The following is a 15,650-nucleotide window of genomic DNA, read 5'->3' as shown; positions in this document are numbered from 1 at the left end:
ACGATATTTTCGTTAACCCCGTTTTTCCGTCAAAACCGTTTCCTGCTCTGCAACATCAACCGGCTCAAACGTCGAACATCCGGTCCGGCAAGTGGTTATGTGATCGGTAAGCGTTCCCACAAGACGAGACGCCCTGACCATTTCGAGCAAAACATATCCACCAAAAAGCGTAACGCCACCCAAAAAGAAGAGCGCCAATCCCGTCGTTTGGGCCAAAAGAGCCGACAAAATACCGATGACCCCACCACCGAGAAGGAGAAGGCTTTTGCTGCTTGGTCGGAGTGTTCCCCAAATACGTACGAAGCGTTTCTTCCAACCATGGTTTTCCACGGTTAGACGCAGCTTGAGAACAGTGAAGAGACCTGGGCGCACTTTGATGTCAGTCGGCGCAGCAACACCATAAAACGCAAAACCAGAGTCTACGGCATGGCTCACTTTAACTTTTTCAAGAACCCGTAAGACATGATCCAAGGCTTCTTCGCGATCAATGCCGTCTGTATTCCAGAAAAAGCGTTGGACGCGCAGCCCACCACCAATAAGCTTCAAGAAATCCTTGAAACGACGGCTTGGGCTGATCACCGTCAGACCGGCTCTCCCCTGTTCGAGAGGATATCCAGGGATATGCAGATTTTTTGTCCCGGCTGTACGTCCAGAAGCCAACCGCAGTTCTGCAACCGTACGATTGCGGGTATAACCACGCACCAAAGGTTGCAACAGGCTGAGCACCGTAATGAGCCCGCGAGAACGAAATGTGTCATACTTGGCTGGTAATTTTGCACGTGAAGCCCGGTGAATGGCAAACGCAATGGATGCAATTCCCATTGCCAGCCCCAAAGCACCGAGAGCGTGAAGGAATGGAAATAACATCACCAAAAAAACAGCGAGAACCATCCATTCAAACGACATGGGCAGATAGGCTGTTATATTCCCCTTCGGTTCGTACAGAGTTTGAAATAAACCGCTTCCGAAAACACCGTGGTAAATGACAGGACGTGCCGATAACAAACACTCGCCGATGTCACCATAAATGCGGCCAGCCCAGCGGGAATTCCCGAGTAAATTAAAACGGTATTGGTGCTTGGGCAAGAGCAACGCTTCGGCCCGGCCATACCCACGTTGCTGACGCAGATAGGCAGCAATGGTGTTGCGTCGGTGGTGCCAGACGAGCATGGAGGCACAAAAGCCGATCAGCTTTTTCTGGTCCTGTAAACGCCAACACACGTCCACATCGTCTCCGGCCGCGCGATACAAGCTGTCAAAGCCGCCGATACGCATAAGCTCTTCCTTGCGGAAAGCCATATTGCAGCCCGGGATATGCTCAGCCACTTCGTCGGTCAACAAAACATGGGTAGGCGCCCCCGGAGAAACTGCAACGCACGCCGCCACGTGATTATCTTCAGGTGGAGGAAGGTTCGGCCCACCAATGGCGGCAAAACGTTCATCAAGGAACGCAAGCGCCATATAGCTCAACCAATCCGGGTCAACATAGCAATCTGAATCCGTATACGCGACAATCTCCCCTGTCGACGCAAACAAGCCGACATTGCGCGCCTCGGAAAGCCCTTTGTTTTCTTGATGGATGACTCGTATGTACGAAGCTCTGGCGGCGAATTCATCAGCCAAAACACCAGTCGCGTCCGTTGATCCATCATCGACAACAATGACTTCAAAATTTGGATAATTGATACAAGCAAACGACGCCAGACACCCTCGGATCGTCGATTCAGCGTTGTATGCACAAACGACAACAGAAATTCGAGGTCCGTCAGGACGAATTTCAGGGAGGTGCTGTTTGTATGTCGCAGCAACGGCCTGAAATGCAGCTTTTGGCGTCCGGTTGGCTCGAGTCAGGCCAAAAGCCCAATCTTCGATAAGATGGCCACCTGTATACCATTCATCTGTGTAGGAAAATACAATCGTTCCTGCGACGCCGAGTAGAAAGGCATCGCGTACTTGCCAACCAAGCGTTTCGGCCTGCTTGTCTTCCCCATGACGCATGCTGTCCATACCAAATTCGCTCAGCACCAAGGGGAGGTCTCCAGCCACGTTTTGCAAACGCTTCACATACGATGTGAAGGCGGATTCGTCATGGAGATAGACGTTGACCGAAAGAAAATCCAAAAAAGGCAACCGGAGATATTCAGTGGAAGGATAATTCGCATAGGTCACCAGCCCTTCCGGATCAATTTGCTTGATAAGTCCAGTGAGCTTTCGCAAAAATGCTTCCACTTTGGCTGCACCATGCCAACGCACGATATGGCTCGGTATTTCGTTTCCAACGACATAGGCGAGCACAGCCGGATGACCACGCAAAGCGATTGCCGCGGATTTGATGGCGTGCTCGATTTCTTCCTTGACCTCCCATTGGTCAAGAAAGCAGATGTGCTGTGGCCAAGGAATCCCCGCCAATATATAGAGCCCATGTTTTTTTGCCGCATCAAGAAGACGATTCGGAGGGACGTAATAGATACGGATGGTGTTGACTCCGAGTCGACGTAGATTCTGAAAATCACGTTCAATAACCTCGGAAGACGGAAAAAAATCGTCAGTTACATCGGGTGGAAATGGTCCGTACGTGACGCCACGAATGAAAAATTTCTCATTGCCTAGGAAAAGAAATCGGCCGCTCACACGGACGCGCTTATGCTTTTCAAACCGGGGTTGACCGGCATCCCATTGAAACATGCTCTTGCTCCTTGCCGAACATGAAAGAAAAAAACTCCTCGACCCACATCATGCCATGATCACCTAAAACGACCACCTAGATGTGAACAGAGTCGGGAGTAGTCTGTTTGGGCGAATTAAACAAAGGTCAAGGCATTGGCAAGAAGCAAGTGCTATTTCAATGATTTTTTTTATGGAAAAAAGTGGCGTTTTGGCTGGATTTAAGAAGAAAAAGATTGTCGTTAGAAGGCGTTACTGCAGAGAATTGGAATTGAAAAGTCCGTTGTACCTTTTTAAATAAGAAGAACTTATTCCGAAAAATTACATGTTACGCTCTAACCAGAGTACAACATCAATAAGCGCATCGAGGACGATCGGAAGAAGGTGTTCACATTCCGTGATATTTTCATCCTTTGCAGCTGTTTCCAAGGAAAACGAGACATTCTTCAGTTTGTCTGCATGGATGGTGGCACTGACTCCTTTGAGGGAATGCGCGTGGTGGTTGAGTTGTTCGAAATTTTGTTCTTGCATGGAAGTTAAAAGGTCTTGGACGCGACCAGGGGCTTCGTCAACAAAAACATCAAAAATTTCCTGAAGTAATTCTTCATCATTGTCAAAGCGAAACAACGCTTTTTCTTTGTCGACTAACATATCGTCATTCACGGCCATAAGTCTATCCTTCACTTCGAAGACATGCATTCAAACAACGCAAAAAATAATAAATTCTTATAGCTTGTCTTGCTTTCTCTGGCAATGAACCCCGCCCAGGAGGTTATACTTTGCCAAGCCCTTCTGCTAAAACTGGGCTGAAGAATAACGTGATCACTGTTCCCTGGCGCTCTCGACTCGTGACATCGACTTTGCCTCCAAAATCTTCCATGATTTTTCTAATCATGGCCATGCCTAACCCCGAGCCTTTATTTTTTGTCGTGAAAAAGGGACTGAATAAATTCTCCAATTTTTCTTTAGACATACCGGCCCCAGTGTCCTTGACGCGAAGCACAACATACCCGTTATCCATTCCTGTCTCCACATGCACAACTCCACCATCGGACATAGATTCAAAGCTATTTTTAATCATATCGAGCAGGCATTGAACAAGCAGTTTCGCTTCTCCAGTTACCTTGGGTAAGCCCGACTCAAGATGCATGACAATCCGTTTTTCAGGGTCACCTTCCCGCGACATAGCCTGATCGACGGCTTTATGAACCAACGCATTGACATCGGCTTCTCCAAAAGTCGCCTCTGTTGGTCTGGTGAAGGCAAGAATATGTTTCAGAACGGCATCCAGCCGGGCACTTTCTTCGAGAATAATCTCCAGTTTATTACGGTCTTTTTCGTTTAATGTCTCCGACTTGAGGAGAGATCCGGCAAACCCGGCAATGGTAAAGAGTGGGTTTCGTATTTCATGCGCTAAATATGTCGACATACGTTCAACAACATCGATTTTTTCCCATTGTCGCTCTTTCTTCTCATATTCGGTGCGACTCGTGATATCTCGACGCATGATCAAGATATATTCCATGTGACCGTTTCCACCAGAAATCGGATACGAGTAAATACGATAATACCTGAGGCGACCTTCAGCATTGACACGAGTTTCCAACGTTTCTGAGCGTAATCCGGTCTGAAGCGTGTCATGAAAGGGGTCGTCACTGATATCTTTACAAAAAAACGGAAAATCATCGGGAATATTTTTATTCCCATAGCATGACATGCCAAGAAGCATCTCTTTGGATATACCCAGACGACGCGTCGTATGTTGATTCACGTCGACAATACAACCAGTTGTATCGAGCAACAAAATATCGTCCGGAATTTCGTCAATGATTGCCTGAAGCAAGATTTTTTGTTGGCCGAGATCTGTACGACACCGCTTGCTCACCATGGCAAAATTTTTCAATGCGCAGAGAAAAAAAGTGGCCGTATGATCAATGAAGGTAACATGCTCTGGCAACGTCGAAACGATTTCCCGGGAACGCCTTCGGCTGTCACCAAGCTCTATGATGAGATTGAGAGACGGATGCGCATTCAGCATATGCGTATATGTGTCGTAGATTGGAACGCCGGAAAGTCGTTTATGTCCCAAACGTGATGCGTTGGGCCCTGGTTCTGCAACCGCTCGCAACTTGAGCTTGGGCAAAAATTCTTCGTATTCGTCGTCAAAGATAATATCAAGAATCGAATAAAACCCAGATCCGGTCCCGATAATACCGATATCGAAATCCGACTCACCAAAATCCCACAAACAAAATGTATCTTCTTTTGGAGGGAAAGGCATAGCCTACTCCTTCTCATGTTTGAGGCTGTCCATGAGCTCATAGACGGCTTTGGGAGTCCACCCGCAAAGGTGTTGGGCTGCACTCTTGGCCGCCTGTCTGGGTTTGACACCAGTGGTCAACGCATGTTTTGCCGCATCCAAAGCTTCCTCTCGTGTCGACGGTCCACATGCATCCTGCTCTGCAGGACCGATGACAACAGTGACTTCGCCAAGAATATCCAGAGGACGTTCCAGAAAACCACTGGCCGTATCAAACAGAAATTCCTCATGTTTTTTGGTCATCTCGCGAGCGATGAGGCATGGACGATCGCCGAGTACTGCCAAAATATCGGAAAAAGCTTCTTGCAAGCGATTTTTACGCTCAAAAAAAATGAGGCTTCCCTTGATATTTGAAAAGGCTTCGAAGACCATTCGACGTTCACTCGTCTTGCGCGGCAAGAAACCAAGGAAACTGAACGGAATGGGCGCCAATCCAGAAACAGACAACGCCGTAACGACAGCCGAAGGGCCTGGAATAGGTGATACGCGAATGTCGGCACTGCGCAATGCACGAACAAGTTCGAATCCCGGATCAGACACAAGAGGAGTTCCCGCATCGGAGACGAGTGCAATCTGTTTTCCTTGTTCCAGTAACGCAAGAACCTGAGGAACCCGGTTCTCTTCATTGTGGTCGTGAAAGCTGAGAAAGCGATTGGACGAAACACCAAGACGCTTTAAAAGCATACCGGTTCGCCGCGTATCTTCAGCGAGTATATAATCAACATCTTCAAGGATAGCTTTGGCTCGAGGCGAAAGATCGTCAATATTGCCAAGAGGGGTGGCTACCACATACAGCACAGCCGAATCAGAGTCGTGTGTTGGTTCCATGTTTAATTACTATGCACGATCTACGTGGTTGATGTCTTTCTTTTCCTACGACGATCCCCCCATACTCGTCGAGTATTTTCAGAACGGAGAATACATATCCGAAGACCCCGTCGTCATATCTCCCTCAAACGCGTTTTCGAAATGTTTACACAAATCGTGTCCCTGATATGGTTGAACAACAATGATATCAAAACGACATGCGTGATCCCATAAAGCGCGTTCGGATAAAAATAGCGCTGCAGCAGAGATAAGACGTCGACGCTTTTTTTGATCCACAGCTTGAATAGCGGCTTCCAGTCCAGCATGAACACGAGTTTTGACTTCAACAAAAACAATGCATTCGTCCCGTTCCGCAATAAGATCGATCTCGCCTTGGCGACATCGATAATTACGTTCCAGAATCGTATAGCCTTTGGAAAGAAGAAACGAAGTTGCCGTATCTTCCCCTGCTCGACCTACTGCGAGATGCCGGGCAACCATGCCGCTGATGTACCGGTTTTTTGTTTTTTTTCGGTCACACCACGGAAGGTCATCCGATGCATGGCGCTTGGTCCTTGCTGGAGAATGGCTTGAAGATGGGCTTTGGTACCGTAGCCTTTATGACGCTCAAAACCGTAGCCAGGGTATCGTTTTGCCAAACTTTTCATCAGTGTATCACGAAACGTTTTGGCAATAATGGAAGCAGCCGAAATACATGCTACCGTGGCGTCACCACCAATAATCGCACGTTGCATGACGCGGTGGCTCAATTCGGGCAGAGCGTGGGGAGGAATGGTCTTGTTACCGTCAATGAATAAATGCACCGGCTCTATTCGAAGGTGCATGACAGCGCGAGACATGGCCAAAAATGTGGCTTGCAAAATATTGACACGATCGATTTCTCCAGGCCAGGCAACGCCAATGCTATAAGCACGTGCTTGTTGCTTGATGGAGACAGATAATTCGTAGCGGAGCTCTTCTTTAACCTGCTTGGAATCGTTAAGGCCTGGCAAGACAAACGATTCCGGAAGGATCACGGCAGCGGCGACCACCGGTCCAGCCAGGCATCCTCGACCGGCTTCATCAACGCCGGCGGTTCGTGTCATATCCTGGCTCAGGTTAAGAGGAAGAGTTGGATTCATCCGTATAGTGGACAAAAATGCGCCATGGTTACGCACCTGAGATATTGCACATAACCATGGCGTTTTTGCATTAGTTCTTGTCCCAGATATTCTTCGTTTTGATACGAGCAGCCTTGCCTCTGAGTTTGCGCAGGTAGTAAATACGGCTGCGGCGAACTTTACCTTCGGCAATGACTTCGATGCGTTCGATAAAAGGAGAATGCATCGGGAAAATACGTTCAACGCCAACGCCATCCGAAACTTTGCGCACGGTGAACGTGCTGTCGGTTCCACCCTTGCGCACGCGCAGGACGTTTCCTTGGAAAACCTGAATGCGTTCTTTTTCGCCTTCAAGAATGCGCATGAAGACCTTCACGGTGTCGCCGGCCTTAAATTTGGGCAGGTCAATGCGCTGTTGTTCGTGTTCAATCTTACGAATGATATCCATTTCCATGCTCCTTGCGTTCCGTGCCCGGCTCCCGTTCGTCTCAGCCGACGTCTCCCAGAAGTCGGTCGACCGTAATGGCCGCAGCCGCGCGCACGGACAGATGATTGTATACGTCAAAAGGCCGTATCGGCCTTAGACATCCGGTTGTGAATTCCAGCGTATCTTCGGTCAATCCATGCCCCGTCCCGAAAAGTAAAAGAATCGGGGACGTGGTGAGCGTATGTTGCACACAACGTAGCGATACGGTCTTTTCGGCCGTAGCACTTGTTGCAAAAACAATGGGCGCTTGCCCCGTTTTCGCCTTTACGGCATGCATGGCATCTTCAATCCGGTCATGCACAGACACGAGAGAAAGTGCCTCTGCCCTATCAGGATTTCGTTGCCCACCAGGCCCGGATGTCCAGTGAGAAAGCAATGTTGCCGCCAATTTTTTCTGGTCTTCAAGCGGCGTGACAACACTGAAACCTCCAAGACCATACGTCCGGGAAACGCGCGCAATATCATGCAAATCCAGATTTGTCAAAGAAACTACCGCATCCTGGCCATATTTGTTTCGTACCGGCCCATGAACAAGACAAAGATAGAGATTGCGTCCCATGCGCTGACGCATGATACTGGCAAGGTACTGCATATCCGCTCTGTCCATGTCGACCTGATCGAACAGGTCAGGACGACGAGCCAAAGTCGTCTCTAAAGATTTTTTTCGTCGCCAAGCTGCTATAGCCGCGTGATCCCCACTCAAAAGCACTTCAGGAACAACAAGCTCTTCGAATTCTTCCGGCCGTGTATAGTGCGGATATTCCAAGAGTCCTGCCGCAAAAGACTCCTCGCTTCCGGAGTCTGCATGTCCCATGAATCCGGGGATGAGCCGTGTCGTTGCCTCAATGACAGCAAGTGCTGCTGTTTCTCCACCGTTCAGCACCATATCACCGACCGATGTTTCCTCGACAGGAAACAGCGAGGTGAAACGCTCGTCATATCCTTCATATCGTCCGCAAACGAGTGTCAATGCACGTTGATGAGAGAGAGACTCAGCCATGCTCTGACAAAACGGCTTCCCTCGCGGTGTCATCGCCACAATCTGCCCAGGCGTCTCAATAGATTGCATCGCTCGTTTGAGCGGCGGCAAGGTCATGACCATGCCCGGTCCTCCGCCATACGGACGGTCATCAACACTGCGATGCCGATCGAAAGCAAAGTCACGGGGATTGACGAACGAAAAGGACACAAGACCACGCTCACGCGCTTGCCCTAAAAGCCCGCATGAAAGCGCCGAATCGAAAAATTCGGGAAAGATGGTGACAATAGTAATATGCACGGAATGTCTGCTGTCTTATCTACGTTGTGTCTTTGTCCTTGCCCAAGAAAACGTCATTCCAGTCTCGCTCAACGATGACAAGACGGACAGAGGTGGCATTACGTCACCCACTGGGCGTAGACGATTTTACAAATACAGTTCGAGCAACCCTTCAGGCGGGTCAACGCTCACGGTTTTTTCGTCGAGATCAATGGCAACAACCGTCTCTTCATTGGCTGGAAACAAAACTTCTTTTCCCGAATCCGTGCCAATAGACCAGACTTCTTGCTGGGGCATCTCAAGCACACCGTTCAAAATTCCGATGCGTGTATTGTCTTGCACATTGATGACATCAAATCCAAATATCTCATGGAGATAGACTTCATCGTCATCAATGAGGGGTAATTCCTCTGCTCGTACAAACACATCAAAACCACGGAGACGCTCTGCGTCGTTGCGATCGTTGATACCTTCAACCACGGCCAAAACGTTTTCTTTGTGCGGCCGGGCTGAAATGAGCTTGTACGGTTTGGGGTCGACATGAGCGCCGCGTGTTTCCGAGCCGAAAAAAATCGTCTCGACCCCGGAGAAGAAGGAGGGGGAGTCCGCATAGGATTGTATGCGGAACTCCCCCTTGATTCCATGAGGTTTAGCGACCCTGCCGACAACAACGTAGTCGGTTTTCGTCATATCGGTTGCGACTTATTCAAGGATTTCCAAGACGGAACGTTTCTTTGCCTTAGTGGATGCCGCACCGAGAATGGTTCGCATAGCTCGTGCCGTCCGTCCCTGTTTGCCGATGACCTTGCCAAGATCCTCCTTGGCTACTTTGAGTTCGATGACCGAGGTTTGTTCTCCCTCGACTTCTGAAACCACAACTTGATCAGGGTTATCGACCAACGACTTGGCAACATATTCGACCAGATCTTTCAGCATTTTCCACCTCCGCGTTCGTCCCGTAGTCAGCACCGCATGTCGTTACAGTTCTCGGTAACCGTGGCAGGATTTTAGGAATCAGCGGCCTTACTCAGCAATGCCCGCACCGTATCAGACGGTTTAGCACCGCGATCAAGCCATTTCTGCATTTTTTCTTTATCCACCTTTATTTCAGCGGGGTCAACCATGGGGTTGTAATGCCCGATGAAATCCAGCGCGCGTCCGTCGCGTCTGGTTTTCGAATCCACAGCAATAATACGATAAAAAGGACGCTTTTTACACCCAAGGCGGGTGAGGCGAATTTTCATGGCCATATCTTATGTACTCCCATTGTAGTTATTTAAGCTTTTTTGCTTGTCCTGCAAGTCATTTTCCACATTCAACCAAAAGAAAACACTCTCGACATGAAGAGGCATCCGGCACAAGGCCGCAATCTCGACAAATTTCAAAGAACATCGTGAAACAGCGTACGTTGTTTCAACTCCGCAAGAAACAGCAAAGACCTATTTGCGGCGATGCTTTTTGCGACGTTCTTTTTTCTTTTTCTGATCGGCCTTGGTCGATTTGCGTTTCGGTTGCCCGCCTTCCATACCGGGAAACCCTTCGCCCATCCCTGGCATGCCTCCCATTCCAGGAAGTCCTCCCATGCCGGGCAAACCGCTTTGACCTGACATTCCGGGCATCCCTGGCATGCCAGGAGGCATCTGCCCTTTGGGCATTCGAGGCATTTTGAAGCCTTTTTTGCCACCACCCATCATCTTTTTCATCATTTTCTGCATTTGCTCGAAATTTTTTACGAGCTGATTGACATCATTGATGGTGACGCCACTGCCTCGAGCAATACGTTGGCGGCGGCTGGTCGTGATGATTTTGGGTTGCTGGCGTTCTTGCACAGTCATGGAATTGATCATGGCTTCAACCTTGGCCAATTCCTTTTCCGGCATCTGAATATCGCCCAACTTCTGACGAATTTGGGACATCCCCGGAATCAATTTCATGATTCCATCCAGAGAACCAATTTTCTTCACTCGCCGAAGCTGAGTGCGGAAATCTTCGAAATCGAACTCGGCCTTGCGGAACTTCCGTTCCATCTCGGCGGCTTCTTTTTCATCGACATCCTGCTGTGCTTTTTCAATGAGGGTCAGGATGTCGCCCATCCCTAAAATACGGGAAGCGGCTCGGTCCGGATGAAAAATCTCAAGGTCATTGAGTTTTTCCCCGATACCGACGAATTTGATAGGCTTTTTCGTGACTTCCCGGATAGACAGCGCAGCCCCACCACGGGCATCACCATCCATCTTCGTAAGAACAACCCCCGAAATATCAAGTCGTTCGTTAAAGCTTGATGCCACGGTTACAGCATCTTGACCGGTCATGGCATCGGCAACGAACAAAATTTCGTCCGGATTCGTCTGGGTCTTGATGGCAATCAATTCTTCCATCAATGTTTCGTCAATATGCAAGCGGCCGGCCGTATCGAAGAGAACAAGGTCGTTCCCCTGTTCCCGAGCCATATCAAGAGCGGCCACACAGATATCAACAGGATTATCCTCCGGCTTGGAGGGGTATACAGGGATGTCGAGCTGAGCGCCCAGCTTGGTCAACTGGTCGATAGCGGCTGGTCGATAGACGTCGGCCGGCACAAGCAGTGGCTTTTTCTTCTTGTTACGTCGCAAGAAAAGAGCCAGCTTTCCTGAAGTCGTGGTTTTCCCAGAGCCCTGCAAACCAACCATCATAATGGATGCAGGTGAAGATTTCAGTTCGAGTTCCTGCGCGGAATCCCCGAGAAGTACCAGCATTTCTTCGTGGACAATTTTGACCACTTGCTGTCCCGGGGTCAGGCTCTGGAGTACGTCCTGTCCCATTGCCCGATCTTTGATCCGAGCGACAAAATCTTTGACTACTTTGAAGTTGACGTCAGCTTCAAGCAACGCCAAGCGTACTTCGCGCAATGCCTCCTGGACGTTGTTTTCATCCAGTCGGGCATGGCCACGAATTTTTTTAAAGACGCCTTCTAGTCGGTCTGTTAAGCTGTCAAACATGCGTAATTTCCCCGGCAGCAAAAAGTAAAGCCGTTCTTTTTAGGCGGTCAAAAGGCAAAAGTCAAGACCACACATAGGTTTGTATTCCGGGATTTCAAGTTCAAACAGGTTGAACAATTGTGTTCGTTTGTCGAAAAGGGGTTATATGTCGAGCATATCATTATCGCAATTAGAGCTTTGTGCGGATGCGTTGAAAAAAAATGGTTTCGATGCGGTTGTGGTTGATTCACCACACAGCGCTACGCAGCATATTCTCGATCATATCGTGCCTGTTCTTCAACCGAAAGTTGTATCCTATGCCGATTCTATGACACTCCATGCCACAGCAGTCCTTGATGCATTCAAAGACGACGCTGATATCGTCTTTATCGACACCTTCGAACCAGGCGTCGACCGCGAAACCATCCTTGAACGTCGCCGCCATGCACTCTTGAGTGATTTGTTCTTCACGGGAACCAACGCTCTGACTCAGACTGGCGTTCTCGTCAACCTCGATATGGTCGGAAATCGCACAGCTGCCCTGAATTATGGTCCTCGTCATCTTGTTTTGACTGTTGGAAAAAATAAAATCGTGCCCGATATTGAAGCCGCGCAAGAACGTATTAAAACCATAGCAGCACCTGAAAACGCAAAACGCCATAATTTCAAGACGCCCTGCACCAAAACGGGAGTCTGTATGGAATGTAAAAGCCCACAACGAATTTGCAATACGTGGACAATCACCGAACGCAGCTATCCCAAGGGACGAATTACTGTTATCTTGATCGATGAAGAAATCGGGTTATAATGAGAATATCGCCGCATGACATGCCACGATAAACTGATGTCACACATATTCATCAGCGAAATACATTATTTGGATAAAAGAGTAACTGCGCGCTGCTGCGTAAATTCATCTATAAACGACTTTGCACTGTACTCCTGAAGATGGAGTCCGTAATGAACACTCAGTTGGGCTATTTGCGGTAACAATAATCCACACTGCTCAAGAAGAAAAACATCATCAAACAACTCAGAGAGAGAACCATCAAATCGTTTGCATCCATCTTCCAAACAAACAGCTCTTGTCATCGTTCGTGCAATAAAATCCATATCGTGGCTTATAACAATGACAATTTTATTTTTTGTTTCAAGTTCTCGCAAAACTCGGATACATTGAGAGACCTCCTTGGGGTCAAGACCGACTGTTGGCTCATCGAGAACAATGATTTCAGTATCCATAGCCAAGACAGAAGCCAAGGCAAGGCGCTTGCGCTCTCCATAGCCTAAGTCATGTGGGTTATATCCAACCTTCTCCGACAAATTAAAAGCATCAAGCGCCCAATTGACAAGAGCCTCTACTCGCTCTGCAGAATATTTTAAATTTTGAGGCCCGAATGCAACTTCATCTCGAACGGTTCTTTTACATATCTGATCATTCGGATTCTGGAATAATAATGCAACGAAGTGAGCGAGTTGAGCAATGCGGCGTTGTGTCGTCGCAATTCCATGAATTCGAATCTCACCATCACGTGGAAGAAGGAGCCCATTAAGATGTTTTGCAAGCGTACTCTTGCCCGATCCATTATGGCCGAGTAAGGCGACTCGCTCTCCCGGGCTTATGGAGAGAGTAATATTTTTTAATACTTCAATATCGATTGTATAACGGTATGATATGTTGTCGATTTCGATTGTTTTCGTCGTCATGAGTCTCCATCATCCAGGCCGTCAATCGTTTGAGAACATGTTATCGCCAAAGGACGTGCTGGAGACCAAATATTTTTATCCCGAGCAATTTTTGAGACTTCCGTAAATTGAGTCCAGGCTAGCCCGATTTTGTCAAGGAGCGGTGAAGACAACACCTCAGTTGGCGCTCCATCCAATACGATTTTTCCATTATGAAGTGCAATAACACGGTCAGCATAAAGGGCAATCCATTCAAGTCGTTGTTCGGCGAGCACAATGGTTGTTTTCTCTTGTCGAAGTCGGGTAAGAATCTCAAAAAACTGCCGTGTTGCTTGGGGATCGAGAAACGTCGTCGGCTCGTCGAGCACTAATGCTTGGGGCTTACTCGATAACGCTGCTGCCAAAATCACTTTTTGTAATTGACCGCCCGACAGGTGATGAGGAGATCTGTCGGCTAAATGGGCAATTCCAACAACACGCAGTATTTCCGTAACGCGACGCCCAATCTCGTCTCTCTCCACGCCCTGATTTTCTAAATTAAACGCCACCTCTTCAAAAACGGTAAAGCGAACACCGGAGAGTTGCTGCTCGGGATTTTGCATTACAAATCCAACACGAGAGCAAATATCGGCAGGAGTTGATTTTTCCGTATTGTGGTTACATACCTGAATCGATCCTTCCATTTTCCCGTTGTAACAATGTGGAATCACTCCCGTCAGCGAATAGCAAAAGGTGGATTTTCCCGCATTGTTTGCTCCGATAACGGCAACGAAATCCCCCCGCTTTATACGTACGGAGATGTTCTGTAATGCCGCTACGTCACATCCAGGATAATAAAATGAAAAATGGTTCAACTCAAAAATAGACATATGAAACATCGACAAATTGAAAAAGTATAAGAAGAAAGAGAATCGCGAGCATTATCCAGCGCGCATATCGTTGCCGTTTCGAATCGGCGACACGTCGCCATGATGTTTTTCTGGAAGAAGAATTAAACCCTCGAGTTTCTAAGGCAATAGCGCGCTGCTCTATTTCGGTAAATGCTCCCAAAACAAAAGGAAAAACCAGGGGACTTAGCGCCTTTATCCGATTGACGATACTTCCGCTCGCATCCAACCCCCTCGCCTGCTGGCCTGCTTGAATGATACCTATGCGCGTTCGCATTGCCGGTAACATAAGCATTGGACTTGCAAAAAGGTAAGAAAAAGAGGGAGGCCAACCTGCTTGAGTTAAAGCGGTAATAAAGTCGGCCGGGTGTGTACTAAAAACAAAAAGAAGTGAAGCGGCAAGTATAGCCGCCAACTGCAAAAGCACGGTTGCACCATAGACAATCCCTTCAAAGTAAAAATAAAAGGAATGAAAAAAATATATAACAGTGACATTACCGGGATACAGCATCCCATGAATAGGCAACATAAATATGGCAATTGGTACAAGTGTACGCCACAGGATGGCCCACCAGGGTCTCCAAAGACAACTTTGTATAGCCCAGGTTGTGCTTATTGCGAGTACGGTGGCATCGGCAATCCATATTCCGGGAGCAAGATAGACAAGCCCCATGGTCAGAAGAATATACGTAAGTTTTGTGAACGGATGTAAGCGATGAAGACAGGAATAACCTGGACGATAAAGCGTCGTGTGTTGCTGAAAAGATGTCATACCAGAGCTGTTTTAACGTTTTGATTTTTTCTGCCAACGGAGCATGGTGTTGTGAAAAAACAGCTCCGTTGGCGTCGAAACATTTTTTCTCGTCTAAAGGCTCCCAGTCGTGACTTCGAGAAAGCGAGATCGCGTTCTTTCTGGCAAGGATTTTACAATCCCCCACGACAAAAGCGCGGTAACGACTTTATCCAGAAGATTCGATGTAAACACGGTGACGACAACCGACCCAAAAAGATCTTTACCCAATGCCAGCATATAAGCAGTAATGAAGTCGGCACCACTTCCTGTTATTCCTCCAAACATATAGAGGCGAATAGGAACGGCCACGATTGCGTTGAATATAGCAATAATAACGCCACTTAACACGGCAAGCCACCATGTCTTAAAAAGGCCATATTGTGCACAAACCCCGGCGACAAAACCTATAGCCATGGCAACGGGGGCAAAGGCAGCTGCGACAGGCGAGGAAATGACACCCCAAATCAAATTCGTCACAAGGCCGGTTAATGCACCAGCAAAAGGTCCGGCAAGAATACCGACGAGAACCGTACCGATGGAATCAAGAAAAATCGGAATTTTGAGTAATGAGACAAGTTGTCCTACAGCTATATTGAGAACAATGGCAACAGCGCACAATACGAGCGTGAACGTGGAAAATTCTTTTTTGATTCGGTCGGCGAATCCCATT

At 48.1% G+C, this 15,650-nt stretch carries 17 protein-coding genes; 1 reads left to right on the top strand and 16 read right to left on the bottom strand.

The genetic code is table 11. From position 1 onward, the window contains the following. Window positions 1-12 precede the first annotated feature (12 nt). From G451_RS31270 to ffh, 12 genes are all read right to left on the bottom strand, one after another. Window positions 13-2,685: a glycosyltransferase gene (locus G451_RS31270; RefSeq protein WP_051261823.1), complete on the bottom strand. Its 2,673-nt coding sequence runs from the start codon at window positions 2,683-2,685 to the stop codon at window positions 13-15. 300 nt (window positions 2,686-2,985) lie between these two features. Then, complete coding sequence (locus G451_RS31265) at window positions 2,986-3,333, bottom strand: Hpt domain-containing protein (protein WP_034643675.1); 348 nt, start codon at window positions 3,331-3,333, stop codon at window positions 2,986-2,988. Window positions 3,334-3,436: 103 nt separating this feature from the next. Next, window positions 3,437-4,945: a two-component system sensor histidine kinase NtrB gene (locus tag G451_RS0123035; RefSeq protein WP_027186092.1), complete on the bottom strand. Its 1,509-nt coding sequence runs from the start codon at window positions 4,943-4,945 to the stop codon at window positions 3,437-3,439. Window positions 4,946-4,948: 3 nt separating this feature from the next. After that, a complete protein-coding gene (rsmI, locus tag G451_RS0123030; RefSeq protein WP_027186091.1) occupies window positions 4,949-5,812 on the bottom strand; it encodes a 16S rRNA (cytidine(1402)-2'-O)-methyltransferase in 864 nt (287 codons plus the stop codon). Window positions 5,813-5,890: 78 nt separating this feature from the next. Then, complete coding sequence (locus tag G451_RS31260; protein ID WP_034643672.1) at window positions 5,891-6,292, bottom strand: YraN family protein; 402 nt, start codon at window positions 6,290-6,292, stop codon at window positions 5,891-5,893. Continuing rightward, window positions 6,268-6,897 (bottom strand): ribonuclease HII, encoded by a 630-nt coding sequence (locus tag G451_RS0123020; RefSeq protein ID WP_245587864.1) that lies wholly within the window; start codon window positions 6,895-6,897, stop codon window positions 6,268-6,270. Before G451_RS0123020 ends, G451_RS31260 begins: the two co-directional genes overlap by 25 nt. Before the next feature lie 106 nt (window positions 6,898-7,003). Next, on the bottom strand, window positions 7,004-7,360 hold the full coding sequence (gene rplS, locus G451_RS0123015; protein WP_027186089.1) for a 50S ribosomal protein L19: 357 nt from the start codon (window positions 7,358-7,360) through the stop codon (window positions 7,004-7,006). Between the two features lie 40 nt (window positions 7,361-7,400). Beyond that, on the bottom strand, window positions 7,401-8,678 hold the full coding sequence (gene trmD / locus G451_RS0123010; protein WP_027186088.1) for a tRNA (guanosine(37)-N1)-methyltransferase TrmD: 1,278 nt from the start codon (window positions 8,676-8,678) through the stop codon (window positions 7,401-7,403). A gap of 126 nt (window positions 8,679-8,804) precedes the next feature. Beyond that, window positions 8,805-9,347 carry a ribosome maturation factor RimM gene (rimM, locus tag G451_RS0123005; protein WP_027186087.1) on the bottom strand — a complete coding sequence of 181 codons (543 nt, stop codon included), beginning with the start codon at window positions 9,345-9,347 and terminating at the stop codon, window positions 8,805-8,807. Between the two features lie 12 nt (window positions 9,348-9,359). After that, the gene (locus G451_RS0123000) at window positions 9,360-9,593 is read right to left on the bottom strand and encodes a KH domain-containing protein (protein ID WP_027186086.1); all 234 of its coding nucleotides are present in this window, start codon (window positions 9,591-9,593) and stop codon (window positions 9,360-9,362) included. Window positions 9,594-9,664: 71 nt separating this feature from the next. Further along, the gene (gene rpsP, locus G451_RS0122995; protein ID WP_027186085.1) at window positions 9,665-9,907 is read right to left on the bottom strand and encodes a 30S ribosomal protein S16; all 243 of its coding nucleotides are present in this window, start codon (window positions 9,905-9,907) and stop codon (window positions 9,665-9,667) included. Between the two features lie 189 nt (window positions 9,908-10,096). Further along, window positions 10,097-11,635, bottom strand: coding sequence for a signal recognition particle protein (gene ffh, locus G451_RS0122990; RefSeq protein WP_027186084.1), 1,539 nt, complete (start codon window positions 11,633-11,635; stop codon window positions 10,097-10,099). Between the two features lie 145 nt (window positions 11,636-11,780). Between ffh and G451_RS0122985 the strand changes: the two genes are divergently transcribed. Continuing rightward, a complete protein-coding gene (locus G451_RS0122985; RefSeq protein WP_027186083.1) occupies window positions 11,781-12,422 on the top strand; it encodes a lactate utilization protein in 642 nt (213 codons plus the stop codon). Between the two features lie 65 nt (window positions 12,423-12,487). Here the strand turns inward: G451_RS0122985 and G451_RS31255 are convergent, their stop codons facing one another. The 4 genes from G451_RS31255 to G451_RS0122965 form a co-directional block, all read right to left on the bottom strand. Next, window positions 12,488-13,321 carry an energy-coupling factor ABC transporter ATP-binding protein gene (locus G451_RS31255; RefSeq protein ID WP_034643667.1) on the bottom strand — a complete coding sequence of 278 codons (834 nt, stop codon included), beginning with the start codon at window positions 13,319-13,321 and terminating at the stop codon, window positions 12,488-12,490. Continuing rightward, window positions 13,318-14,169, bottom strand: a complete 852-nt coding sequence (locus G451_RS0122975; protein ID WP_027186082.1) for an energy-coupling factor ABC transporter ATP-binding protein — start codon at window positions 14,167-14,169, stop codon at window positions 13,318-13,320. Before G451_RS0122975 ends, G451_RS31255 begins: the two co-directional genes overlap by 4 nt. Next, on the bottom strand, window positions 14,156-14,959 hold the full coding sequence (locus tag G451_RS0122970; protein ID WP_027186081.1) for an energy-coupling factor transporter transmembrane component T family protein: 804 nt from the start codon (window positions 14,957-14,959) through the stop codon (window positions 14,156-14,158). The genes G451_RS0122975 and G451_RS0122970 overlap by 14 nt, the downstream gene beginning before the upstream one ends. A 93-nt stretch (window positions 14,960-15,052) precedes the next feature. After that, window positions 15,053-15,649, bottom strand: coding sequence for an ECF transporter S component (locus G451_RS0122965; protein WP_027186080.1), 597 nt, complete (start codon window positions 15,647-15,649; stop codon window positions 15,053-15,055). Between the last annotated feature and the right edge of the window lies 1 nt (window position 15,650).

This window comes from Desulfovibrio inopinatus DSM 10711, from assembly GCF_000429305.1.
In the GTDB taxonomy this organism is placed as follows: domain Bacteria; phylum Desulfobacterota; class Desulfovibrionia; order Desulfovibrionales; family Desulfovibrionaceae; genus Alteridesulfovibrio; species Alteridesulfovibrio inopinatus.
This window is presented reverse-complemented; position numbering and strand designations above follow the sequence as displayed.

Excerpts from the sequence above, each read along its gene's own strand:
- G451_RS31270 (WP_051261823.1), bottom strand. The coding sequence starts at position 2,685 with ATGTTTCAATGGGATGCCGGTCAACCCCGGTTTGAAAAGCATAAGCGC.
- G451_RS31265 (WP_034643675.1), bottom strand. The coding sequence starts at position 3,333 with ATGGCCGTGAATGACGATATGTTAGTCGACAAAGAAAAAGCGTTGTTT.
- G451_RS0123035 (WP_027186092.1), bottom strand. The coding sequence starts at position 4,945 with ATGCCTTTCCCTCCAAAAGAAGATACATTTTGTTTGTGGGATTTTGGT.
- rsmI (WP_027186091.1), bottom strand. The coding sequence starts at position 5,812 with ATGGAACCAACACACGACTCTGATTCGGCTGTGCTGTATGTGGTAGCC.
- G451_RS31260 (WP_034643672.1), bottom strand. The coding sequence starts at position 6,292 with ATGGTTGCCCGGCATCTCGCAGTAGGTCGAGCAGGGGAAGATACGGCA.
- G451_RS0123020 (WP_245587864.1), bottom strand. The coding sequence starts at position 6,897 with ATGACACGAACCGCCGGCGTTGATGAAGCCGGTCGAGGATGCCTGGCT.
- rplS (WP_027186089.1), bottom strand. The coding sequence starts at position 7,360 with ATGGATATCATTCGTAAGATTGAACACGAACAACAGCGCATTGACCTG.
- rimM (WP_027186087.1), bottom strand. The coding sequence starts at position 9,347 with ATGACGAAAACCGACTACGTTGTTGTCGGCAGGGTCGCTAAACCTCAT.
- G451_RS0123000 (WP_027186086.1), bottom strand. The coding sequence starts at position 9,593 with ATGCTGAAAGATCTGGTCGAATATGTTGCCAAGTCGTTGGTCGATAAC.
- rpsP (WP_027186085.1), bottom strand. The coding sequence starts at position 9,907 with ATGGCCATGAAAATTCGCCTCACCCGCCTTGGGTGTAAAAAGCGTCCT.
- ffh (WP_027186084.1), bottom strand. The coding sequence starts at position 11,635 with ATGTTTGACAGCTTAACAGACCGACTAGAAGGCGTCTTTAAAAAAATT.
- G451_RS0122985 (WP_027186083.1), top strand. The coding sequence starts at position 11,781 with ATGTCGAGCATATCATTATCGCAATTAGAGCTTTGTGCGGATGCGTTG.
- G451_RS31255 (WP_034643667.1), bottom strand. The coding sequence starts at position 13,321 with ATGACGACGAAAACAATCGAAATCGACAACATATCATACCGTTATACA.
- G451_RS0122975 (WP_027186082.1), bottom strand. The coding sequence starts at position 14,169 with ATGTCTATTTTTGAGTTGAACCATTTTTCATTTTATTATCCTGGATGT.
- G451_RS0122970 (WP_027186081.1), bottom strand. The coding sequence starts at position 14,959 with ATGACATCTTTTCAGCAACACACGACGCTTTATCGTCCAGGTTATTCC.
- G451_RS0122965 (WP_027186080.1), bottom strand. The coding sequence starts at position 15,649 with ATGGGATTCGCCGACCGAATCAAAAAAGAATTTTCCACGTTCACGCTC.